The sequence below is a fragment of the Curtobacterium sp. MCLR17_034 genome, assembly GCF_003234485.1.
Classification (GTDB): Bacteria; Actinomycetota; Actinomycetes; order Actinomycetales; family Microbacteriaceae; genus Curtobacterium; species Curtobacterium flaccumfaciens.
In genome coordinates, this window is the sequence record NZ_QKTH01000008.1 from 147,020 (window position 1) to 163,384 (window position 16,365).

Annotated in this window: 16 protein-coding genes; 10 read left to right on the forward strand and 6 right to left on the reverse strand. The window is 73.0% G+C overall.

The features are described 5' to 3' along the window. Positions 1 to 47: 47 nt before the first annotated feature. Entirely contained in the window at positions 48 to 1,379 is a 1,332-nt protein-coding gene (locus DEI98_RS10470) for a bifunctional o-acetylhomoserine/o-acetylserine sulfhydrylase (RefSeq protein ID WP_071404574.1), read from the reverse strand. A gap of 301 nt (positions 1,380 to 1,680) precedes the next feature. Beyond that, positions 1,681 to 2,772 (reverse strand): acyltransferase family protein, encoded by a 1,092-nt coding sequence (locus tag DEI98_RS10475; protein WP_111100698.1) that lies wholly within the window; start codon positions 2,770 to 2,772, stop codon positions 1,681 to 1,683. Positions 2,773 to 2,895: 123 nt separating this feature from the next. Here DEI98_RS10475 and DEI98_RS10480 point away from each other — a divergent pair, with 123 nt between their 5' ends. The 5 genes from DEI98_RS10480 to DEI98_RS10500 all read left to right on the forward strand — a co-directional run bounded on the left by DEI98_RS10480 (position 2,896) and on the right by DEI98_RS10500 (position 6,299). Further along, the gene (locus DEI98_RS10480; protein WP_111100699.1) at positions 2,896 to 3,669 is read left to right on the forward strand and encodes an SDR family oxidoreductase; all 774 of its coding nucleotides are present in this window, start codon (positions 2,896 to 2,898) and stop codon (positions 3,667 to 3,669) included. Between the two features lie 82 nt (positions 3,670 to 3,751). Further along, the gene (locus tag DEI98_RS10485) at positions 3,752 to 4,279 is read left to right on the forward strand and encodes a phosphoribosyltransferase (protein WP_051596753.1); all 528 of its coding nucleotides are present in this window, start codon (positions 3,752 to 3,754) and stop codon (positions 4,277 to 4,279) included. Beyond that, positions 4,276 to 4,995, forward strand: a complete 720-nt coding sequence (locus tag DEI98_RS10490; RefSeq protein ID WP_111087831.1) for a Type 1 glutamine amidotransferase-like domain-containing protein — start codon at positions 4,276 to 4,278, stop codon at positions 4,993 to 4,995. Before DEI98_RS10485 ends, DEI98_RS10490 begins: the two co-directional genes overlap by 4 nt. A 5-nt stretch (positions 4,996 to 5,000) precedes the next feature. Next, entirely contained in the window at positions 5,001 to 5,684 is a 684-nt protein-coding gene (locus tag DEI98_RS10495; protein ID WP_111094607.1) for a uracil-DNA glycosylase, read from the forward strand. Between the two features lie 9 nt (positions 5,685 to 5,693). Further along, positions 5,694 to 6,299 (forward strand): GNAT family N-acetyltransferase, encoded by a 606-nt coding sequence (locus tag DEI98_RS10500; protein ID WP_027465815.1) that lies wholly within the window; start codon positions 5,694 to 5,696, stop codon positions 6,297 to 6,299. A gap of 106 nt (positions 6,300 to 6,405) precedes the next feature. On the opposite strand, the gene DEI98_RS10505 is transcribed toward DEI98_RS10500, so the two are convergent. Beyond that, a complete protein-coding gene (locus DEI98_RS10505) occupies positions 6,406 to 7,104 on the reverse strand; it encodes a FadR/GntR family transcriptional regulator (RefSeq protein ID WP_181438011.1) in 699 nt (232 codons plus the stop codon). 207 nt (positions 7,105 to 7,311) lie between these two features. On the opposite strand from DEI98_RS10505, the gene DEI98_RS10510 reads away from it, so the two are divergent. Genes DEI98_RS10510 through DEI98_RS10520 form a run of 3 tightly spaced genes read left to right on the forward strand, consistent with a single transcriptional unit; the run spans position 7,312 to position 10,826 of the window. Next, on the forward strand, positions 7,312 to 8,868 hold the full coding sequence (locus tag DEI98_RS10510) for a GntP family permease (RefSeq protein WP_071244816.1): 1,557 nt from the start codon (positions 7,312 to 7,314) through the stop codon (positions 8,866 to 8,868). Continuing rightward, positions 8,865 to 9,428, forward strand: coding sequence for a gluconokinase (locus DEI98_RS10515; RefSeq protein WP_110864025.1), 564 nt, complete (start codon positions 8,865 to 8,867; stop codon positions 9,426 to 9,428). The genes DEI98_RS10510 and DEI98_RS10515 overlap by 4 nt, the downstream gene beginning before the upstream one ends. A 27-nt stretch (positions 9,429 to 9,455) precedes the next feature. Beyond that, positions 9,456 to 10,826, forward strand: coding sequence for a cytochrome P450 (locus tag DEI98_RS10520; RefSeq protein WP_111100700.1), 1,371 nt, complete (start codon positions 9,456 to 9,458; stop codon positions 10,824 to 10,826). Positions 10,827 to 10,848: 22 nt separating this feature from the next. Here DEI98_RS10520 and DEI98_RS10525 read toward each other — a convergent pair whose 3' ends face one another. Next, positions 10,849 to 11,766, reverse strand: a complete 918-nt coding sequence (locus DEI98_RS10525) for a L,D-transpeptidase (protein WP_111100701.1) — start codon at positions 11,764 to 11,766, stop codon at positions 10,849 to 10,851. Between the two features lie 24 nt (positions 11,767 to 11,790). Continuing rightward, entirely contained in the window at positions 11,791 to 13,464 is a 1,674-nt protein-coding gene (locus DEI98_RS10530; protein ID WP_111100702.1) for an ABC-F family ATP-binding cassette domain-containing protein, read from the reverse strand. 52 nt (positions 13,465 to 13,516) lie between these two features. Between DEI98_RS10530 and DEI98_RS10535 the strand changes: the two genes are divergently transcribed. Beyond that, a complete protein-coding gene (locus tag DEI98_RS10535; RefSeq protein ID WP_110864029.1) occupies positions 13,517 to 13,933 on the forward strand; it encodes an HIT family protein in 417 nt (138 codons plus the stop codon). A gap of 36 nt (positions 13,934 to 13,969) precedes the next feature. Here the strand turns inward: DEI98_RS10535 and DEI98_RS10540 are convergent, their stop codons facing one another. Continuing rightward, a complete protein-coding gene (locus DEI98_RS10540; protein ID WP_110864030.1) occupies positions 13,970 to 14,269 on the reverse strand; it encodes a hypothetical protein in 300 nt (99 codons plus the stop codon). A gap of 40 nt (positions 14,270 to 14,309) precedes the next feature. Here DEI98_RS10540 and DEI98_RS10545 point away from each other — a divergent pair, with 40 nt between their 5' ends. Next, the gene (locus DEI98_RS10545) at positions 14,310 to 15,755 is read left to right on the forward strand and encodes an amidase (protein ID WP_111100703.1); all 1,446 of its coding nucleotides are present in this window, start codon (positions 14,310 to 14,312) and stop codon (positions 15,753 to 15,755) included. Positions 15,756 to 16,365 lie beyond the last annotated feature (610 nt).

A 16,365-nucleotide genomic window follows, 5' to 3' on the forward strand; every position in this document is an offset into this window, starting at 1 on the left:
GGGACGTCGCAACATGCACCCGCATCGACAGGCAGCGCCCGCGGGCCCTACGCGCGCTGGCTCTCCTGCGCGATCGCCCGGGCCGCGGCGAGCCCGGCCTCGAGGTCGGCCTTCAGGTCGGCGATGTTCTCGATGCCGACCGACAGGCGCACCAGGCCGGGCGTGACCCCGGTGGTGAGCTGCTGCTCGGGGGTCAACTGCGAGTGCGTGGTCGATGCCGGGTGGATCACGAGCGAGCGGACGTCACCGATGTTCGCCAGGTGCGAGAAGAGCTGCAGGTTGTCGACGAACGCCTTGCCCGCGGTGACCCCGCCCTTGAGTTCGAACGACAGCACGGCACCGACGCCCTTCGGCGCGTACCGGTTCGCGGCCGCGTACCAGGGCGACGTCGGCAGCCCGGCGTAGGCGACCGTGGCGACGTCGGGGTGCTGGTCGAGCCACTCCGCGATCTCCTGCGCGTTGGACACGTGCCGCTCGATGCGGAGCGACAGGGTCTCGATGCCCTGCAGCAGCGCGAACGCCGTGTCCGCCGAGTTCGACGCACCGAGGTCGCGGAGCAGCTGCACCCGGGCCTTCACGATGTAGGCGAGCTCGTTGCCGACCGCCTCGGCGAAGACCGCGCCGTGGTACGACGGGTCGGGCGTGTTGAACTCCGGGAACCGGTCGGCGTGCTGCGACCAGGCGAACTTCCCGCCGTCGACGATGATCCCGCCGATGACCGTGCCGTGGCCGCCGAGGAACTTCGTGGCCGAGTGCACCACGATGTCGGCACCGTGCTCGAACGGACGGATCAGGTACGGCGTCGCGATCGTGTTGTCGACGATCAGCGGGACACCGGACTCGTGGGCGACGTCGCTGACGCCCGTGATGTCGAGGACGTTGATCTTCGGGTTGCCGATGGTCTCGGCGAAGAACAGCTTCGTGTTCGGGCGGACGGCGCGGCGCCACTCCTCGAGGTCGTCCTGGTCCTCGACGAACGTCGTCTCGATGCCGAGCTTCGCCAGCGTGTACTTGAACAGGTTGTACGTGCCGCCGTAGATCGACGACGACGACACGATGTGGTCACCCGCCCCCGCGATGTTCAGGACCGCGTAGGTCTCGGCCGCCTGGCCGGACGCGACGAGCAGGGCCCCGGACCCGCCCTCGAGCGCGGCGATCCGCTGCTCGACGACGTCGTTCGTCGGGTTCATGATCCGGGAGTAGATGTTGCCCGGCTTGGCGAGCGCGAACAGGTCGCGCGCTTCGTCCGAGTTCGCGAAGACGTACGAGGTCGTCTTGTAGATCGGCGTCGCTCGGGCCCCGGTGGTCGGGTCCGGCTGTGCGCCGGCGTGGACCTGGGTGGTCTCGAACTGCCACTGCGCGGCGTCGTGCTCGGTCATCTTGGTGCTCCTGTCCGGTGCGGCTGGTCGTCGGGTCGCCCTGCGCTCGGCCTGGAGGCGCGGCGCGGCTGTGCGTCGGGTGTCACGGTACGCAGGTGGCCGGGCCCGCACCACCGCACCCGCCTCGGGACGTAACGCACCCGCCGGGCCCGCCCCGGGCCTCCCGGCCGTCCGTCCGCCCGCACCGTGCTGTCACCGTCGGACGGTGCGAGGTCGGTGGTTCGGTGCGGCGCTGCCGCGCCGCACGGAACGGGCAAGCTCGCACCGGCCGGAGGAACGCGCACGGTGCGAGGTGGCACCGCTACGCCTTGTCGCGGCGGAACAGCCAGTCGACCTTCGGCTCGAGCAGCCACCGCATCCCGCGCCGCACGAAGGGCTGCGCCAGGAACAGGCTCACGACGCAGGCGATGACGACCATGAGGAGCACGAACGGCCAGGCCGAGTGCTCACCGGCCAGGACGCCGGACTCCCGGATCGGGTAGAGGACGAACGTGTGGAGCAGGTAGACGTACATCGTGGCGGCACCGAACTGCGTGATCCAGACGTTCCGGCGGGGGATGAGCACCAGGAACGACGCCGTCAGCAGGGTCGCGAGCAGCATCAGGCCGAAGCGCACCGCCCCCGCCCACCAGGCGTCCTCGCCGAGCCCCGAGTAGGAGTCGTCGTAGAAGAACCAGTGGTGCAGGTCGAACTCCTTGAACTGCGGGATCCAGACCGCGCACGACACCGCCCACGCGGCGAACACCACGACGGCGGCGATCCGCACCCGGACGACCGTGCGACGGGACGCCTCGTACCAGCGGTCGAAGACGCCCCACTGCTTGACCTGCCAGCCGAGCAGGAAGAACGGCAGCAGGCTGATCGCGCGGGACAGCGAGAGCGTGGAGTCGACGTTGTCGAAGTAGCCGACGCCGATGCTGAACACGACCGCCCAGAACAGCGGCCACCGCAGCTGCGCCAGGTAGGGCAGGATCAGCTTGAAGATGCCCAGGGCCAGCAGGAACCACAGGGTCCACGTCGGCTGCGTCGGGTTGAAGTCCTTGCCGCCCTCGACGATGCCCTGCACCACGGTCCAGATCGTCTGCATGATGATGTACGGCACGACGATGTCCGTGATCGTCCGGCGCATCCGCTTCGCCGCCGGGGTGTCCGCCGACGAGAAGTAGCCGCTGATCACACCGAACGCCGGCATGTGGAACGCGTAGATGAACGTGTAGAGCGCCAGGGCGTGTTCGCTCGCCGGCGTCTGCCGCTGGATCGCGTGGCCGATGACCACGAGCGTGACCGCGACGAACCGCGCGGTGTCCCACATCGGGATCCGGCGCGGGGCTCGACCGGGCTCGAGCTGCGTCGCCGGGGCCGAGGGGGCGGGAGGGGCGGCATCCGTCGTCATCGCCGGTCACGTTACCGGATCGTGACCTGGACGGCCCGGTGCGGTGCCGGAACCGTCCCGCTCGGTACGGTGGTCGGACCGGGCCACCACGCGCCCCGGTCACCGACGCAGGAGGCAGATCACATGGCAGCACGGCGCGCAGTCGTCACCGGAGCGAGCTCGGGCATCGGGGCGGCCACCGTCCGGCTGTTCCGGTCGCGGGGCTGGGACGTGCTCGCCGTGGCCCGCCGCGCCGCGAAGCTCGAGGCGCTCGCCGCGGAGACCGGGGCCGACACCCTGGTCGCCGACATCACGCACGCCGACGACGTGGCGGCGCTCGCCGCGCGGGTCGCGGACCTCGGCGGTGCCGACGTGCTCGTGAACAACGCGGGTGGGGCGTTCGGTTCGGCGAGCGTCGAGGAGTCCGACGTCGACGACTGGCGCGCCATGTTCGAGGTCAACGTGATCGGCACGAAGCGTGTCGTCTCCGCGCTGCTGCCGCACCTGCGCGACCGCGCTCGCGCGTCCGGGGGAGCGGACATCGTCACGGTGACCAGCACCGCCGGGTTCGTCGCGTACGAGAACGGTGGCGGCTACAACGCCGCGAAGTTCGCCGAGCACGCCCTGGTCGGCGCGCTCCGGCTCGAGCTGAACGGCGAGCCGATCCGGGTCGTCGAGATCGCGCCGGGCATGGTGAAGACCGACGAGTTCGCGCTCACCCGGTTCCGCGGGGACGAGCAGAAGGCCGCCGCGGTGTACGACGACGTGCCGGAGCCGCTCGTGGCCGACGACGTCGCCGAGGCGATCGTGCACGCGGTGGAGCTGCCGGCACACGTGAACCTCGACCTCGTGACGATCCGGCCGGTGGCGCAGTCGGCGCAGCACAAGCTGGCGCGCGGCCCGCTGACGCCCCGCTGAGCCGACCCGCGCCGGACCCGCGCAGCGCCCGGGCTGCTGCCGCGGGTCGCGGGCGCGGGCTCCCTGCCGGTACCGTGGTCGGATGCCGATCAGCAGCGAACCCGAGCCCGCGGCTCCGTCCACCGTGACCGTGACGAGCGGGCCCGAGGTACTCGGCTGGCTGGAGTTCGGTGACGCCGCACGCCTGCTCGCCAAGGACGTCCTGTCCAGCGGCTTCGAGCCCGAGGTCGTCGTCGCCGTCGCCCGCGGCGGACTGATCATCGCCGGCGCCGTGGCGTACGCCCTCGGCACCAAGGAGTGCGGCTCGATCAACGTCGAGTTCTACACCGACGTCGAGCAGCGGCTGGAGGAGCCGGTCGTGCTCGCCCCCGCCCTCGACGCCCCGAGCCTGGCCGGCAAGCGGGTCCTCGTCGTCGACGACGTGTCGGACTCCGGCCGCACCCTGCGCCTGGTGGTCGACATCATCCGGAACGCCGGTGCCGACGTCCGGAGCGCCTGCCTGTACTCGAAGCCCGGCACCGTCCTCGAGCCCGACCACGTGTGGCGCCGGGTCGACGGCTGGATCACGTTCCCGTGGAGCGCCCTCGCCCCCGTGACGGCCGAGTCGTGAGCATCCACCTGGTCGGCGGCGGTCTGTTCGCCGCCTCGGACGCCGCAGCACCGTTCCTCGCCGAGGCGACCGCCCGTTCGGCAGCGGTCGGCCGGAGCATCCCGCGCATCGCCCTGCTCTCCGTGGCGGGCCCGGACGGCGGCAGCCCGTCGTCGACGGCCGACATCGCCGAGGTCCTCGGCGGCCCGCGCACGGCCGAGGTGCTCGTCACCGAGGTCGCGGCCGGTCAGGTCTTCGACACCACCGTCCTGAGCGACGTCGACGCCCTGGTGGTCGGCGGCGGCGTCACCCCCGACTACCTGGCGGCGATCGCCCCGCTCGTCGACCAGCTCCGGCTGCTCGTCTCCGACGGCCTTCCCTACCTCGGCTACTCGGCCGGTGCGATGATCGCCGCCGACCGTGCCCTGGTGGGCGGCTGGCGCATCGGCGGCGTCGAGATCTGCCCCGAGGCGGCGTCCGAGGGGCTGGACGAGGTCGAGCTCCGCGAGGGCCTCGGCCTGGTCGACCTGACCATCGACGTGCACGCGGTGCAGGCCGGCACGCTCGCGCGGCTCATCGCCAGCGCCGAGGCCGAGTTCGTCACCGCCGGACTCGCGATCGACGAGGACACCACGCTCGTCGTCGGCGAGGGCGCGCTCGAGGTCCGCGGGACCGGCAGCGTCTGGCGTGTGATGGCCGGCGAGGAGTCGGTGGCCGTCGCCACCATGGGCGCGTAGCCGACGTGGAACCACGGCCACTCGCCGACCTGGTCGACCCCGGCTGGGCCGATGCCCTCGCACCCGTCGAACCCGACGTACACAGGATCGGCGAGTGGCTCCGCGACGAGACCGCAGCCGGTCGCCACTACCTGCCCGCCGGCGGCGACGTGCTCCGCGCGTTCACGAGCCCGTTCGACGCCGTCAAGGTGCTGGTCGTCGGGCAGGACCCGTACCCGACGCCCGGCCACCCGATCGGTCTGTCCTTCGCTGTCGACCCGGCCGTCCGTCCGGTGCCGCGCAGCCTGGCGAACATCTACCGCGAGCTCGCCGACGACCTCGGCGTGACGCCCCCACCGCACGGTGACCTGCGGGCGTGGTCCGACCAGGGCGTCCTGCTGCTCAACCGGGTGCTCACCGTGCAGGCGGGCGAGGCCGGCAGCCACCGCGGCAAGGGCTGGGAGTCGGTGACGGACCAGGCCGTCCGCGCGCTGGTCGCCCGTGGCACCCCGCTCGTCGCCGTGCTCTGGGGTGCCCAGGCCGGTTCGGTGCGACCGCTCCTCGGCGACACCCCGGTCGTCGCGTCGGCCCACCCGAGCCCGCTCAGTGCGTCGCGCGGGTTCTTCGGCAGCCGCCCGTTCTCGCAGGTGAACGCGCTGCTCGAGTCGCAGGGCGCACCGCCCGTCGACTGGACGCTGCCCGCTCAGTAGGCTCGGCACGTGCTCGAGGAGGAATACCAGCGACGGCGGGTCCTGCCGCGACACCTGCGTGCCCCGGCGGCGACCGAGACGGCCTTCGAGTACCGCATCCGTGCGGCCGAGGTGGGGGACCTGCCCCACGTGCGCGAGATTCACACGCACTACGTCCGCAACTCGTCGGTGACCTTCGACCCGGCGGCGTTCACGTACGCCGCGTGGAAGAAGCGCTACGACGACATCCGGAAGCGCCGCCTGCCGTTCCTGGTGGCGGAGAACCCCGCCGGGCAGATCCTCGGGTACGCCCTGGTCGACGCGTGGAACCCGCGGGACCGCTCGAACCACGTCGTCGAGGACTCGATCTACCTCGGCGCCGCGTCCGGTGGCAAGGGGCTCGGCCGCGCGCTGATGGAGGCGCTGCTCGACGAGTGCCGATCGGCCGGCGTGCGCGAGGTCGTCGCCGTCATCGCGGACCGCCAGGCCGAGGCGTCGATCCGGCTGCACGAGCGGCTCGGCTTCGAGGAAGTGGGCCGGATGGGCAAGGTCGGCTACAAGTACGACCGCTGGCTCGGCACCGTCACGATGCGGCTCCGCCTGCGCGGCCCGCGGCTGTTCGCGCGACGACGCTGACGGAGCCGACGCGGTCGACGCGCGTCACGCTCGAGACGCGGCCACAGGGCGGACGGGAGGCCCGTGGCGGCCCCGGCACGCGCCTCCAGGCCGTCGCCCGGTCGCGTCAGCCTGCCGGCGCCTCGGTGATGAACTCGTCGCGCGTCACGCGGAGCAGCGCGGTGGCCGCCGCCGCCGCGGCGTCCGCGTCACCGTCGACCGCTGCGCGCCCGACGGCATGGTGCCGGAGCGCCGCCTCGCGCGTCCAGCGCGTGATGGGGTCGCGCGACTCCGACGTGCGGGTGCGGAGCAGCGCCTCGACCGTGCCGGCGAAGTGCGCGAACACGGCGTTCCCCGACCCGGTGAGCAGGGCACGGTGGAAGCGGACGTCGGCCTCCAGGTAGGCGCGACTGTCCTCGCGTCCGCAGGCGTCGAGCATGTCCTCGGCGGCGGCGAGCACGGCGTCAGCACCATCGGAGCCGGCGGTCAAGGACGCCGCGACCGGTTCGACGCCGAGCCGGAGCTCGACGAGCTCGCGCTGCTGCACGAAGTACGCCGGTGAGGTACCGCGCCACCGGATCACGGTGGGGGCGAGCAGCTCCCACGCGGTGATGTCGCGGACGAGCGTGCCGACCCGCTGCCGGGGCTCGACCAGGCCGAGGGACTGCAGGACGCGCAGGGCCTCGCGGACGACCGAGCGGGACACCCCGAACTCGTCGGCGACCAGTTCGGGTCGCACGACGGAACCCGTGGCCAGGTCGCCGTCGACGATCCGCTGGCCCAGGGTGTCGAGCACGTGGGCGTGCAGTCCGCGTGCGGTGGGCATCGTTTCCTCCGTGCAGTACGGGTCACGCGGTCGCCGTGACGCCGGTCCCATCGAAGCGGCAGACTCCGGGGACGGGCGGTTGGCGCGCGGGACGACGGCGTATAGTCTGATTAATCAGATTATTGAGGGTCGGCGTTCGTCGCGCCAGTCCACCCTCGACACGAAGGCGACGGAGCCGCGCAGCAGCGACTCCAGGAAGGGGCGCTGATGCCTCACGCTCTCCCGGACCACCTGCTCGCCGCGGGTGGCACCACCGAGACGGTCGACCCGTCCGGTTCGATCCCGCAGCTGATCATCGCGGCGCTCGTCGGCATCGTGGTGATCATCGCGCTCATCACCTGGCTCAAGGTGCACCCGTTCATCGCGCTCACGATCGGCGCGCTCGGCGTCGGCATCGGCGCGGGCCTGGCGCCGGACAAGGCGGTCACCAGCTTCGGTGACGGCTTCGGCGCGACCATGACGAGCGTCGGCATCCTCGTCGGGCTCGGGGCGATGTTCGGCAAGATGCTCGTCGACTCCGGCGCAGCGGACCGCGTCGTGGACACCCTGGTGCGGAAGTCGTCGAAGGCGGCGCTGCCGTGGACGATGGCCCTGATCGGCGCGCTCATCGGGCTGCCCATGTTCTTCGAGGTCGGCCTCGTCCTGCTCATCCCGATCATCGTGCTGGTCGCCAAGCGGAGCGAGGTGCCGATCATGAAGATCGCCGTCCCCGCCCTGGTCGGCCTGTCGACGATGCACGCGTTCGTCCCGCCGCACCCCGGCCCGCTCGTCGCGATCTCCACCGTCGGTGCGAACCTCGGCACCACGCTCGCCTTCGGCATCGTGCTGGCGATCCCGGTGATCATCCTGGCCGGGCCGCTCTTCGCCCGCTTCGCGGCCCGCTGGGTCGACATCCCCGTCCCCGACATGTTCGGGTCGCGTGGGGCGGTCGCCACCGCCGGCCCGGGTTCGGGGTCGGGTTCCGGGTCCGCCTCCTTCGCCGACGACCCGGCACACCCCGGACGGGAGGCCCGGCGCGGCCCCGCCACGCAGGACACCGCGTCCCTGCCCAACGGCAAGAGCGACTTCACGCGCGTCATCAGCGAGCCGCGCAGCCCGTCGTTCACCGTCGCCCTGATCGGCATCCTGTTGCCGGTCGTGCTCATGCTCGCCCAGGCGATCCGTGAGGCCACCGCCCCCGACGCCGCCGGCTCGTGGGTGAGCCTGCTCGACTTCCTCGGTTCGCCGATGATCGCCATCGGCATCGCCGCCGTCTACGCGATGGTCTTCTTCGCGATCGGCGGCGGGATGGACCGCTCGGCCGTGTCGAAGTCGCTCGAGAGCGCGCTGCCCCCGATCGCCGGCGTGCTGCTCATCGTCGGCGCCGGCGGTGGGTTCAAGCAGGTGCTCATCGACACCGGCATCGGCGGCGTGATCGCCGACGCCGTCAAGGACTCCGGCGTCTCGGTGCTGCTCGTCGCCTGGGTCGTCTCGGCCCTGGTCCGCGTGGCGACCGGGTCGGCCACGGTCGCCACCGTGACCGCCGCCGGCATCATGGCGCCGATCGCCGCCGACCTGTCGACGCCGATGACCTCCCTGCTCGTGCTCGCGATCGGTGCCGGCTCGGTGTTCCTGTCGCACGTGAACGACGCCGGGTTCTGGCTGGTGAAGGGGTACCTCGGCACCACGGTGGGGCAGACGTTCAAGACGTGGACGGTGCTCGAGTGCCTCATCTCGGTGTTCGGTCTGCTGGGGGTCCTGCTGGCCGGGGTGTTCATCCGATGAGCGGCGCAGGAGGAGTTGCTGCTGCCGGTGCGGCCGACGCCGGGCTGGACGCCCGCGTCCTGGTCGTGATGGGGGTCTCCGGGTCCGGCAAGTCGACCGTCGCCGCCATGGTGGCGGAGCAGGTCGGGTGGGAGTTCGCCGAGGGCGACGCGATGCACCCGCCGGCGAACGTCGACAAGATGCACGCCGGCACCCCGCTCACCGACGAGGACCGCTGGCCGTGGCTCGACGTCGTCGCCGGATGGATCCGCGGACACCTGGACGCCGGCACGAACGGCGTCGTGACCTGCTCGGCCCTGAAACGCTCGTACCGCGACGTGCTGCGGGCCCCCGGGGTGGTGTTCGTGCACGTGGCCGGTGACGGTGCCCTCATCGAGGAGCGGATGTCGCAGCGTTCCGGGCACTTCATGCCGACGTCGCTGCTGCAGTCGCAGCTCGCCACGCTCGAGCCGCCGCAGTCCGACGAGGCCCACCTGACGATCGCCGCCGACCGCACCCCGGAAGAGGAGAGCGCCGAGGTCGTGGCGCGGCTCGGGCTGGTCCGGATCCCGAGAGCCTGATCGGGCGGCGCTCGGCAGCATGGCCGCATGGCGATCGACGACTCCCTCTCGCTCCTGACCCGCGGCTACGGGTTCGGTGCCCACCTGTGGCGCCGGACCCGTCCGGGGGCGCGGGCGGTGGGCTTCCGACTGCTCGGACGTCCGGCGCTGCTCGTGCGTGGTGCCGAGGGCGTCGGGCTGTTCTACGACGGCGACCGCACGGCACGCCACGGCGCGATGCCGGCGATCGTGCAGCGGACGCTCTTCGGCGTCGGCTCGGTGCACAGTCTCGACGGGGCGGAGCACCACCACCGCAAGGCGACGTTCGTCGACGTCGCGTACGAGGACGAGCAGGTCCGGCGCCTCGCACCCCTGCTGACCCACGAGTGGGCGACCGAACGCGACGCGTGGCTGACCGGTGGCACCCGGTCGGCGTACGACGCGGCCGTCGGTGCGATCGGCCGCGCCGTCATGCGGTGGGCCGGGCTACCGGGGACGCCGGCGGCGAAGACCCGCTGGGCGGCGCGGCTCGCCCAGGTCGTCGACGGCTTCGGGGTGCCCTACTCACCGGAGTACCTGCAGGCCGTCCTGAACCGGCACTGGTCGGACCGGCACGCCCGGCGGCTGGTCGAGGCCGTGCGCGGTGGCCGGTTGACCCCCGAGCCGCACACCGCCCTGCACGAGTGGGCATGGCACCGGGACCCCTCCGGCGCGCTGCTGCCGGCGCGGCTGGCCGGCATCGAACTGCAGAACAGCATCCGGCCGGCCATCGCGGTGGCCCGGTTCGTGGCGTTCGCGGCGAAGGAGTTGCACGACCGGCCGGAGTGGCGGGAACGGATCGCCGCCGAGAGCGCGGCGGCCGACACCGCTGACGGGCCGCGCGTCGACGGCCCGCGCGTCGACGGCCCGCTCGCCGTCGGTCCGCGCGTCGACGGCCCGCTCGCCGACGGCCCGCTCGCCGTCGGTCCGCGCGTCGACGGCCCGCTCGCCGTCGCCTTCGCGCAGGAGATCCGCCGGACCGCGCCGTTCGTGCCGATGCTGCCAGCCTGGGCCACCACGGACGTCGAACTGGACGGCCAGCACCTGCCCGCCGGCGGGCGCGTGGTGCTCGACATCACCGGGACCGACACCGACGAGCGCTCGTGGGACCGTGCGGGCGAGTTCGACCCGTCGCGGTTCCTCGGCGTGGACGATTTCGAGTCCATCACGACGTTCGTCCCGCACGGCGGTGCCGACGTCGCCACGGGGCACCGGTGCCCCGGCGAGAAGGTCGCGATCGCCGCACTCGCGGCCGCGGTCTCGGTGCTGAGCGACCCGCGGCTGACGATCCTCGACGACGGGCTCCAGGTCGACCGCCGCCGACTGCCGACGAAGCCGGCATCGGGCGGCGAGGTCCGGGGCCGCTGCCCCTTCCACTGACCCGGTCTCAGCTGACCCGGGCTCAGCTGAACCGGATCGGGGTGCCGACGGGCAGCGCCGCGAGCGTCTTCGTCATCTCCGCCGAGATCCGGACGCATCCGTGCGAGCTGCCGGTCGGGTCCGGGTAGTAGTGCAACGCGGTCAGTGCAGCGTTGCCGCCGTACGACGGGATCCGGGACGAGTGCGCCCCGGTCAGGATGATCGGGTTGCCCTGCGTGTACGCGACGCGGGTGTCGACGTACGCCGCCTCGACGTAGGTGGCGGTGTCGGCCGGTGTGGGGTCCTGCGGGGTGCCGAGCCGCGCGGCCTCGGTCGCGGTGACCTTCCCCTTCCGGGTGACGACGGACACGGTGCTCGCCGCGACGTCGACCGTGATCATCCGGTCGGTGCGCGTCACGGTGAAGTCGGCGGCCCGGGCCCAGGCGAACGTCGCGCTCGGGGCGTCCGGGTCGCCGCCGTCACCGGGGGTGCGGTTGCGGGACGGCGTCGACACCAGGAGCATCCCGCCGTCCCGGCCGGGGGAGCGACCCCACACGGCGGTCGCCGCGGGCCGGTTGATCGTCGACACCAGGTGGGACAGGGTCGCCACCGGCCGGGCGCGGCTGGACGGGCTCGCGTACAGGGCGACGAGCGGCGTGCGCGGGGTCGCGATCTGCCACGTGTCCTCGGGCTCGACGTCCCCGCCGTCGAGCAACTGCGGCACGACGGCGTCGTGGAACGCCAACGGCAGCGCGGCCAGGGTCGCGTCGGACGGTGCAGCGGGGACGGCCGCGAGCGTCGGCTTCGGTTTCGGCGTGGCGCTCGGGGTCGGTGTCGTCGTGGCCCGGGCCGCGCGGGTCGGCTCCGGTGCTGGCGACCCAACGGTCACCCCCACCACGACGGCAGCGACGGCGAGCACCACCACCCCGGCAGTCGTCGCGATCCAGGTGTTGCGTCGCATGGTGCTTCCCCCTCGGTCGATCCGTCAGCGTTCGGTGACGGTGCCGCCCTCGACCCGCCACTGCCGGTCGAGTCGGACGGTCTCCAGCATGCGCCGGTCGTGTGTGACGAGCAGCAGGGTCCCGTCGTAGGACTCCAGTGCCTGCTCGAGCTGCTCGATCGCGGTGAGGTCCAGGTGGTTGGTCGGTTCGTCGAGGACGAGCACGTTCACCCCGCGGGCCTGCAGCAGCGCGAGTCCGGCCCGGGTGCGCTCGCCGGGGGAGAGCGCCGAGGCCGGTCGGCCGACGTGGTCCGCCTTCAGCCCGAACTTCGCGAGCAGCGTCCGGACGTCGGCGGTCGTGTACTCGGGGACGATCGCCTCGAACGCTGCTGCCAGGGGCTGGTCACCGGTGAACGCCGCACGCGCCTGGTCGACCTCGCCGACCGCGACGCTGGACCCGAGCGAGGCCGTGCCCGTCGTCGGCGCCTGCTTGCCGAGCAGCGCCCGCAGCAGGGTGGACTTGCCGGCGCCGTTCGGGCCGGTGATGCCGATCCGGTCACCGCCGTCGACCTGCAGCGAGACCGGGCCGAGGGTGAAGTCACCCTGGGTGAACGTGGCGTCCGACAACGTCGCGACGACGGCCGACGACCGGGGTGCGCTGCCGATCGTGAACTCCAGCTGCCACTCCTTGCGCGGCTCCTCGACCTCGTCGAGCCGGGCGATGCGGGACTCCATCTGCCGGACCTTCTGCGCCTGCTTCTCGCTCGACTCCGAGGCCGCACGGCGGCGGATCTTGTCGTTGTCCGGGCTCTTCTTCATGGCGTTCCGGACACCCTGGCTCGACCACTCGCGCTGCGTCCGTGCCCGCGAGACCAGGTCGGCCTTCGTCGACGCGAACTCGTCGTACGCGTCACGCTTGTGCTGCCGGGCGATCTCGCGCTCCTCGAGGAACGAGTCGTACCCGCCGCCGAACAACCGGTTCGACGACTGCGCCAGGTCGAGCTCGAGCACCGAGGTCACCGAGCGCGCCAGGAACTCACGGTCGTGGCTGACGAGCACCACCCCGCCGCGCAGCCCGCGCACGAACGCCTCGAGCCGGTCGAGGCCGTCCAGGTCGAGGTCGTTGGTCGGCTCGTCGAGCAGGACGATGTCGAACCGCGACAGCAGCAGCGCGGCGAGCCCGACGCGGGCGACCTGCCCACCGGACAGCGCGGTCATCAGGGAGTCCGGGCCGACGCCGTCCGCACCGGAGTCGCCGGTGCCGGGTTCGAGGCCGAGGTCGGCGAGCACCGCCGGGATCCGGTCCTCCAGGTCGGCGGCCCCCGCGGCGAGCCAGAGGTCGAGCGCCGCCGAGTACCGGTCGGCCGCTGTGTCGCCGGCATCGGGGTGCCCGAGCGCCGCCGCCGCTGTGTCCATCGTCGCCGTCGCCTCGGTGCAGCCGGTCCGCCGCCCGAGGTACGCCGCGACGGTCTCGCCCGCGATGCGCTCGTGCTCCTGGGGGAGCCACCCCACGAACGCGTCCGTCGGTGCCAGGGACACCGTGCCGGCCAGCGGCTCGTCGACCCCGGCCAACAGCCGGAGCAGCGTGGACTTGCCGGCACCGTTCACACCGACGACGCCGATCACGTCACCCGGCGCCACCGTCAGGTCGAGGGAGTCGAACAGCGTGCGAGCGGCGTACCCGCCGGACAGGCCCTTGGCGACGAGCGTGGCGGTCATGCGCCCATCGTCCCACGCGGGAGCGGCACCCCACGTGCAGCAGACTGGGCCGATGGACTCCTGCGTCTTCTGTGCCGTGATCGCCGGTGACGAACCCGCCGTGTGGGTCGAGCGCGAGGAGCACGCCGTCGCCTTCGCACCCCTGCCCGACTCGGCGCTCGCTCCGGGCCACACCCTGGTCGTGCCGGTCGAGCACACCGCCGACCTGCTCAGTGCAGGACCCACGGCACTCGCCGCCACCACGGCACTGGCGCAGCGCGTCGCCCGTGCGATGAAGGGGGCGCTCGGCGCGACCGGGACCGTCGTGCTGCAGGCATCGGGCGCGGACGCCGGCCAGAGCGTGCCGCACCTGCACCTCCACGTCGTGCCGTGCTGGCCGGACGACGCCACGACGCACTGGCCGGAGCGACGATCGGCGCACGTGGTCGACGGTGACCCGCACGCGCTCCTCGCCGAGATGTTCGAGTAGTCGCCCGAGCAGACCCTGCCCGGCCCGGCGCGGCCCTCAGCCCCGCGGCACCAACCGACCCGCACCCACCGGCAGCAGCCCGCCCCGGTACTCGAGCGCCGTCGCGCCGCCGACCGACACCGAGGCCGCCCCGAACCGCCACGCTCGGTTGAACAGGTACACACCGATCACCGTGTCGCCGTCGTCCGGCACCGCCCACGTGCCGGTGCCCCACTGCGCCGGGTGCCCCACCCCGTCGACGGTGACGGTCGGCCGGGCGAACCAGGCGAACAGGGGCCGGACGAGCCGGAGTTCGATCCGGCGCTTCGTCGTGCCGGAGGGGAGAGTGGTGTCCACCGTCGAAGGATACGGGCCACCGCCGCCTAGGCTCGGAGCCGTGTTCGAACTCCACCACCTCTCCGCACAGGAACTCTGGGACTGGATCCGCCGGGGCGAGGCGACCGCCCTCGAGGTCACCGAGCACTACCTGTCCCGCGTGGAACGCCTGGACGCCGGACTCGGTGCCTTCGTGACGGTCACCGCGGACGCTGCCCGGGCCCGAGCCGATCGCCTCGGCCACCTGGTGCCGACGTCGAGACCGTTGTGGGGCCTCCCGTCCGCCGACAAGGACCTGTACGACCGCGCCGGCGTCCCCACGCGGAACGGCACCGCGAGCCTGCCGGAGCGGCCCGCGTCGGCCGACCACCCGCTCGTCGCCGCGCTCGACGCGGCCGGTACCGTCAGCATCGGCAAGACCGCGTCACCGGAGTTCGGCATGTCCTCGTCGTCGGAGACCCGGCTCGGCGTGACGCGGAACCCCTACGACACCACGCGCGCGCCGGGCGGGTCGTCGAGCGGTGCGGCCGTCGCCGTCGCCGCCGGACTCGTGCCCGCCGCGGTCGGGTCGGACGGCGGCGGATCGGTGCGGATCCCCGCCGCGGCGACCGGGCTCGTCGGCCTGAAGCCGAGCCGCGGCCGCGTGCCGTCGATGCCCGGCCGCTCCGGCGTCGGCGGCCTGTCCGTCGCCGGGCCGCTCACCCGGTCCGTCGCCGATGCGGGCATGCTCCTCGACGCGCTGGTCGCGCCGACCGGGCTGCCGGAGGCCTCGCCCTACGCGCTCGTCACCCCCGACGTCGGCGAGGGGCCGTTCACCGCGGCGGCCGTCCGCGGCGAGGGCCGGTTCGTCGTCGGGGTGCTCGAGGGTTCGCCGTGGGACGACACCGTCGACGTGGTCGTCGACCCCGCGGCCCGGGGCGCCGTGGAGACCGCCGTGCGGGTGCTCGGCGAGGTCGGGCACGGCGTCGAGGACGTCCGGATGCCCCGCGTGCCGTACGCCGACGCGTTCCGGGTGGCGTGGGAGAGCTCGGCCGCCCGACTGCCGCAGGTGCCCGGGATCGACCTGTCGGCGCTGACCCCGCTCGTGGCGTGGCTCGTGGCGCGCGGACAGGCGCTGTCCGGCACGCAGGTCCTCGACGCGATGTCGACGCTCGACACCTTCTCGACGACGCTCATCGGCGCGTTCGACCGGTTCGACGCGGTGCTCACGCCGACCCTCGCGATGACGCCGCGGCCCCTCGGCTGGTACGGCGACGACCCGGACGAGGACTTCCGCCGGCAGTGCGTGTACTCGCCGTGGACGTCGATGGCGAACGTGTCCGGGCTCCCCGCGATCACCCTGCCGGTCGGCGTGACCGAGGACGACCACGCCGACGGTGGCGGGCTCCCGATGGGCGTGCAGCTGATCGGGCGCCCCGGCGGCGAGCGCGTCCTGCTCGCGATCGGCGCGCAGCTCGAGCGCCGGTTGCGCTGGCAGCGGCGGCACCCGGCAGCCTGGACCGCCTGACGGGAGGCCCGGGGACGCGCCGGTGCGCGGGCGCGCGGCGCACCGTGCGGCGTTGTCAGGCTGGTGCGGGGTTGCTTGCTCGATGCGGCCTCGTAGGCCGGCTCCGTGCGGGCAAGCCCGCACGGAGTGGCGGGGTGCGCACGGTGCGGTGGACTCGTGTGCGTCTGGTCTGGAGGCGCGGGGCGGGCTGGTGCCGTGCCTCCTGTCTGGCGCACGGTGCGGTTTCGTGCGTGTGGTGTGGCGTTGCTTGTTCGGTGCGGCCTTGTAGGCCGGCTCTGTGCGGGCAAGCCCGCACGGAGTGGCGGGGTGCGCACGGTGCGGTTTCGTGCGTATGGTGCGGCGTTGCTTGTTCGGTGCGGCCTTGTAGGCCGGCTCCGTGCGGGCAAGCCCGCACGGAGTGGCGGGGTGCGCACGGTGCGGTGGACTCCTGTGCGTCTGGTCTGGAGGCGCGGGGCGGGCTGGTGTCGTGCCTCCTGTCTGGCGCACGGTGCGGTTTCGTGCATGTGGTGTGGCGTTGCTTGTTCGGCGCGGCCTTGTAGGCCGGCTCTGTGCGGGCAAGCTCGCACCGAGTAGCGGGGCGCGCACGGTGCGAGCTTGCCCGCACAGAGCC

What these genes read in the sequence shown, in the direction of transcription:
- DEI98_RS10470 (WP_071404574.1), bottom strand. Translation starts at nt 1,379, where the DNA reads ATGACCGAGCACGACGCCGCGCAGTGGCAGTTCGAGACCACCCAGGTC.
- DEI98_RS10475 (WP_111100698.1), bottom strand. Translation starts at nt 2,772, where the DNA reads ATGACGACGGATGCCGCCCCTCCCGCCCCCTCGGCCCCGGCGACGCAG.
- DEI98_RS10480 (WP_111100699.1), top strand. Translation starts at nt 2,896, where the DNA reads ATGGCAGCACGGCGCGCAGTCGTCACCGGAGCGAGCTCGGGCATCGGG.
- DEI98_RS10485 (WP_051596753.1), top strand. Translation starts at nt 3,752, where the DNA reads ATGCCGATCAGCAGCGAACCCGAGCCCGCGGCTCCGTCCACCGTGACC.
- DEI98_RS10505 (WP_181438011.1), bottom strand. Translation starts at nt 7,104, where the DNA reads ATGCCCACCGCACGCGGACTGCACGCCCACGTGCTCGACACCCTGGGC.
- DEI98_RS10510 (WP_071244816.1), top strand. Translation starts at nt 7,312, where the DNA reads ATGCCTCACGCTCTCCCGGACCACCTGCTCGCCGCGGGTGGCACCACC.
- DEI98_RS10515 (WP_110864025.1), top strand. Translation starts at nt 8,865, where the DNA reads ATGAGCGGCGCAGGAGGAGTTGCTGCTGCCGGTGCGGCCGACGCCGGG.
- DEI98_RS10520 (WP_111100700.1), top strand. Translation starts at nt 9,456, where the DNA reads ATGGCGATCGACGACTCCCTCTCGCTCCTGACCCGCGGCTACGGGTTC.
- DEI98_RS10525 (WP_111100701.1), bottom strand. Translation starts at nt 11,766, where the DNA reads ATGCGACGCAACACCTGGATCGCGACGACTGCCGGGGTGGTGGTGCTC.
- DEI98_RS10530 (WP_111100702.1), bottom strand. Translation starts at nt 13,464, where the DNA reads ATGACCGCCACGCTCGTCGCCAAGGGCCTGTCCGGCGGGTACGCCGCT.
- DEI98_RS10535 (WP_110864029.1), top strand. Translation starts at nt 13,517, where the DNA reads ATGGACTCCTGCGTCTTCTGTGCCGTGATCGCCGGTGACGAACCCGCC.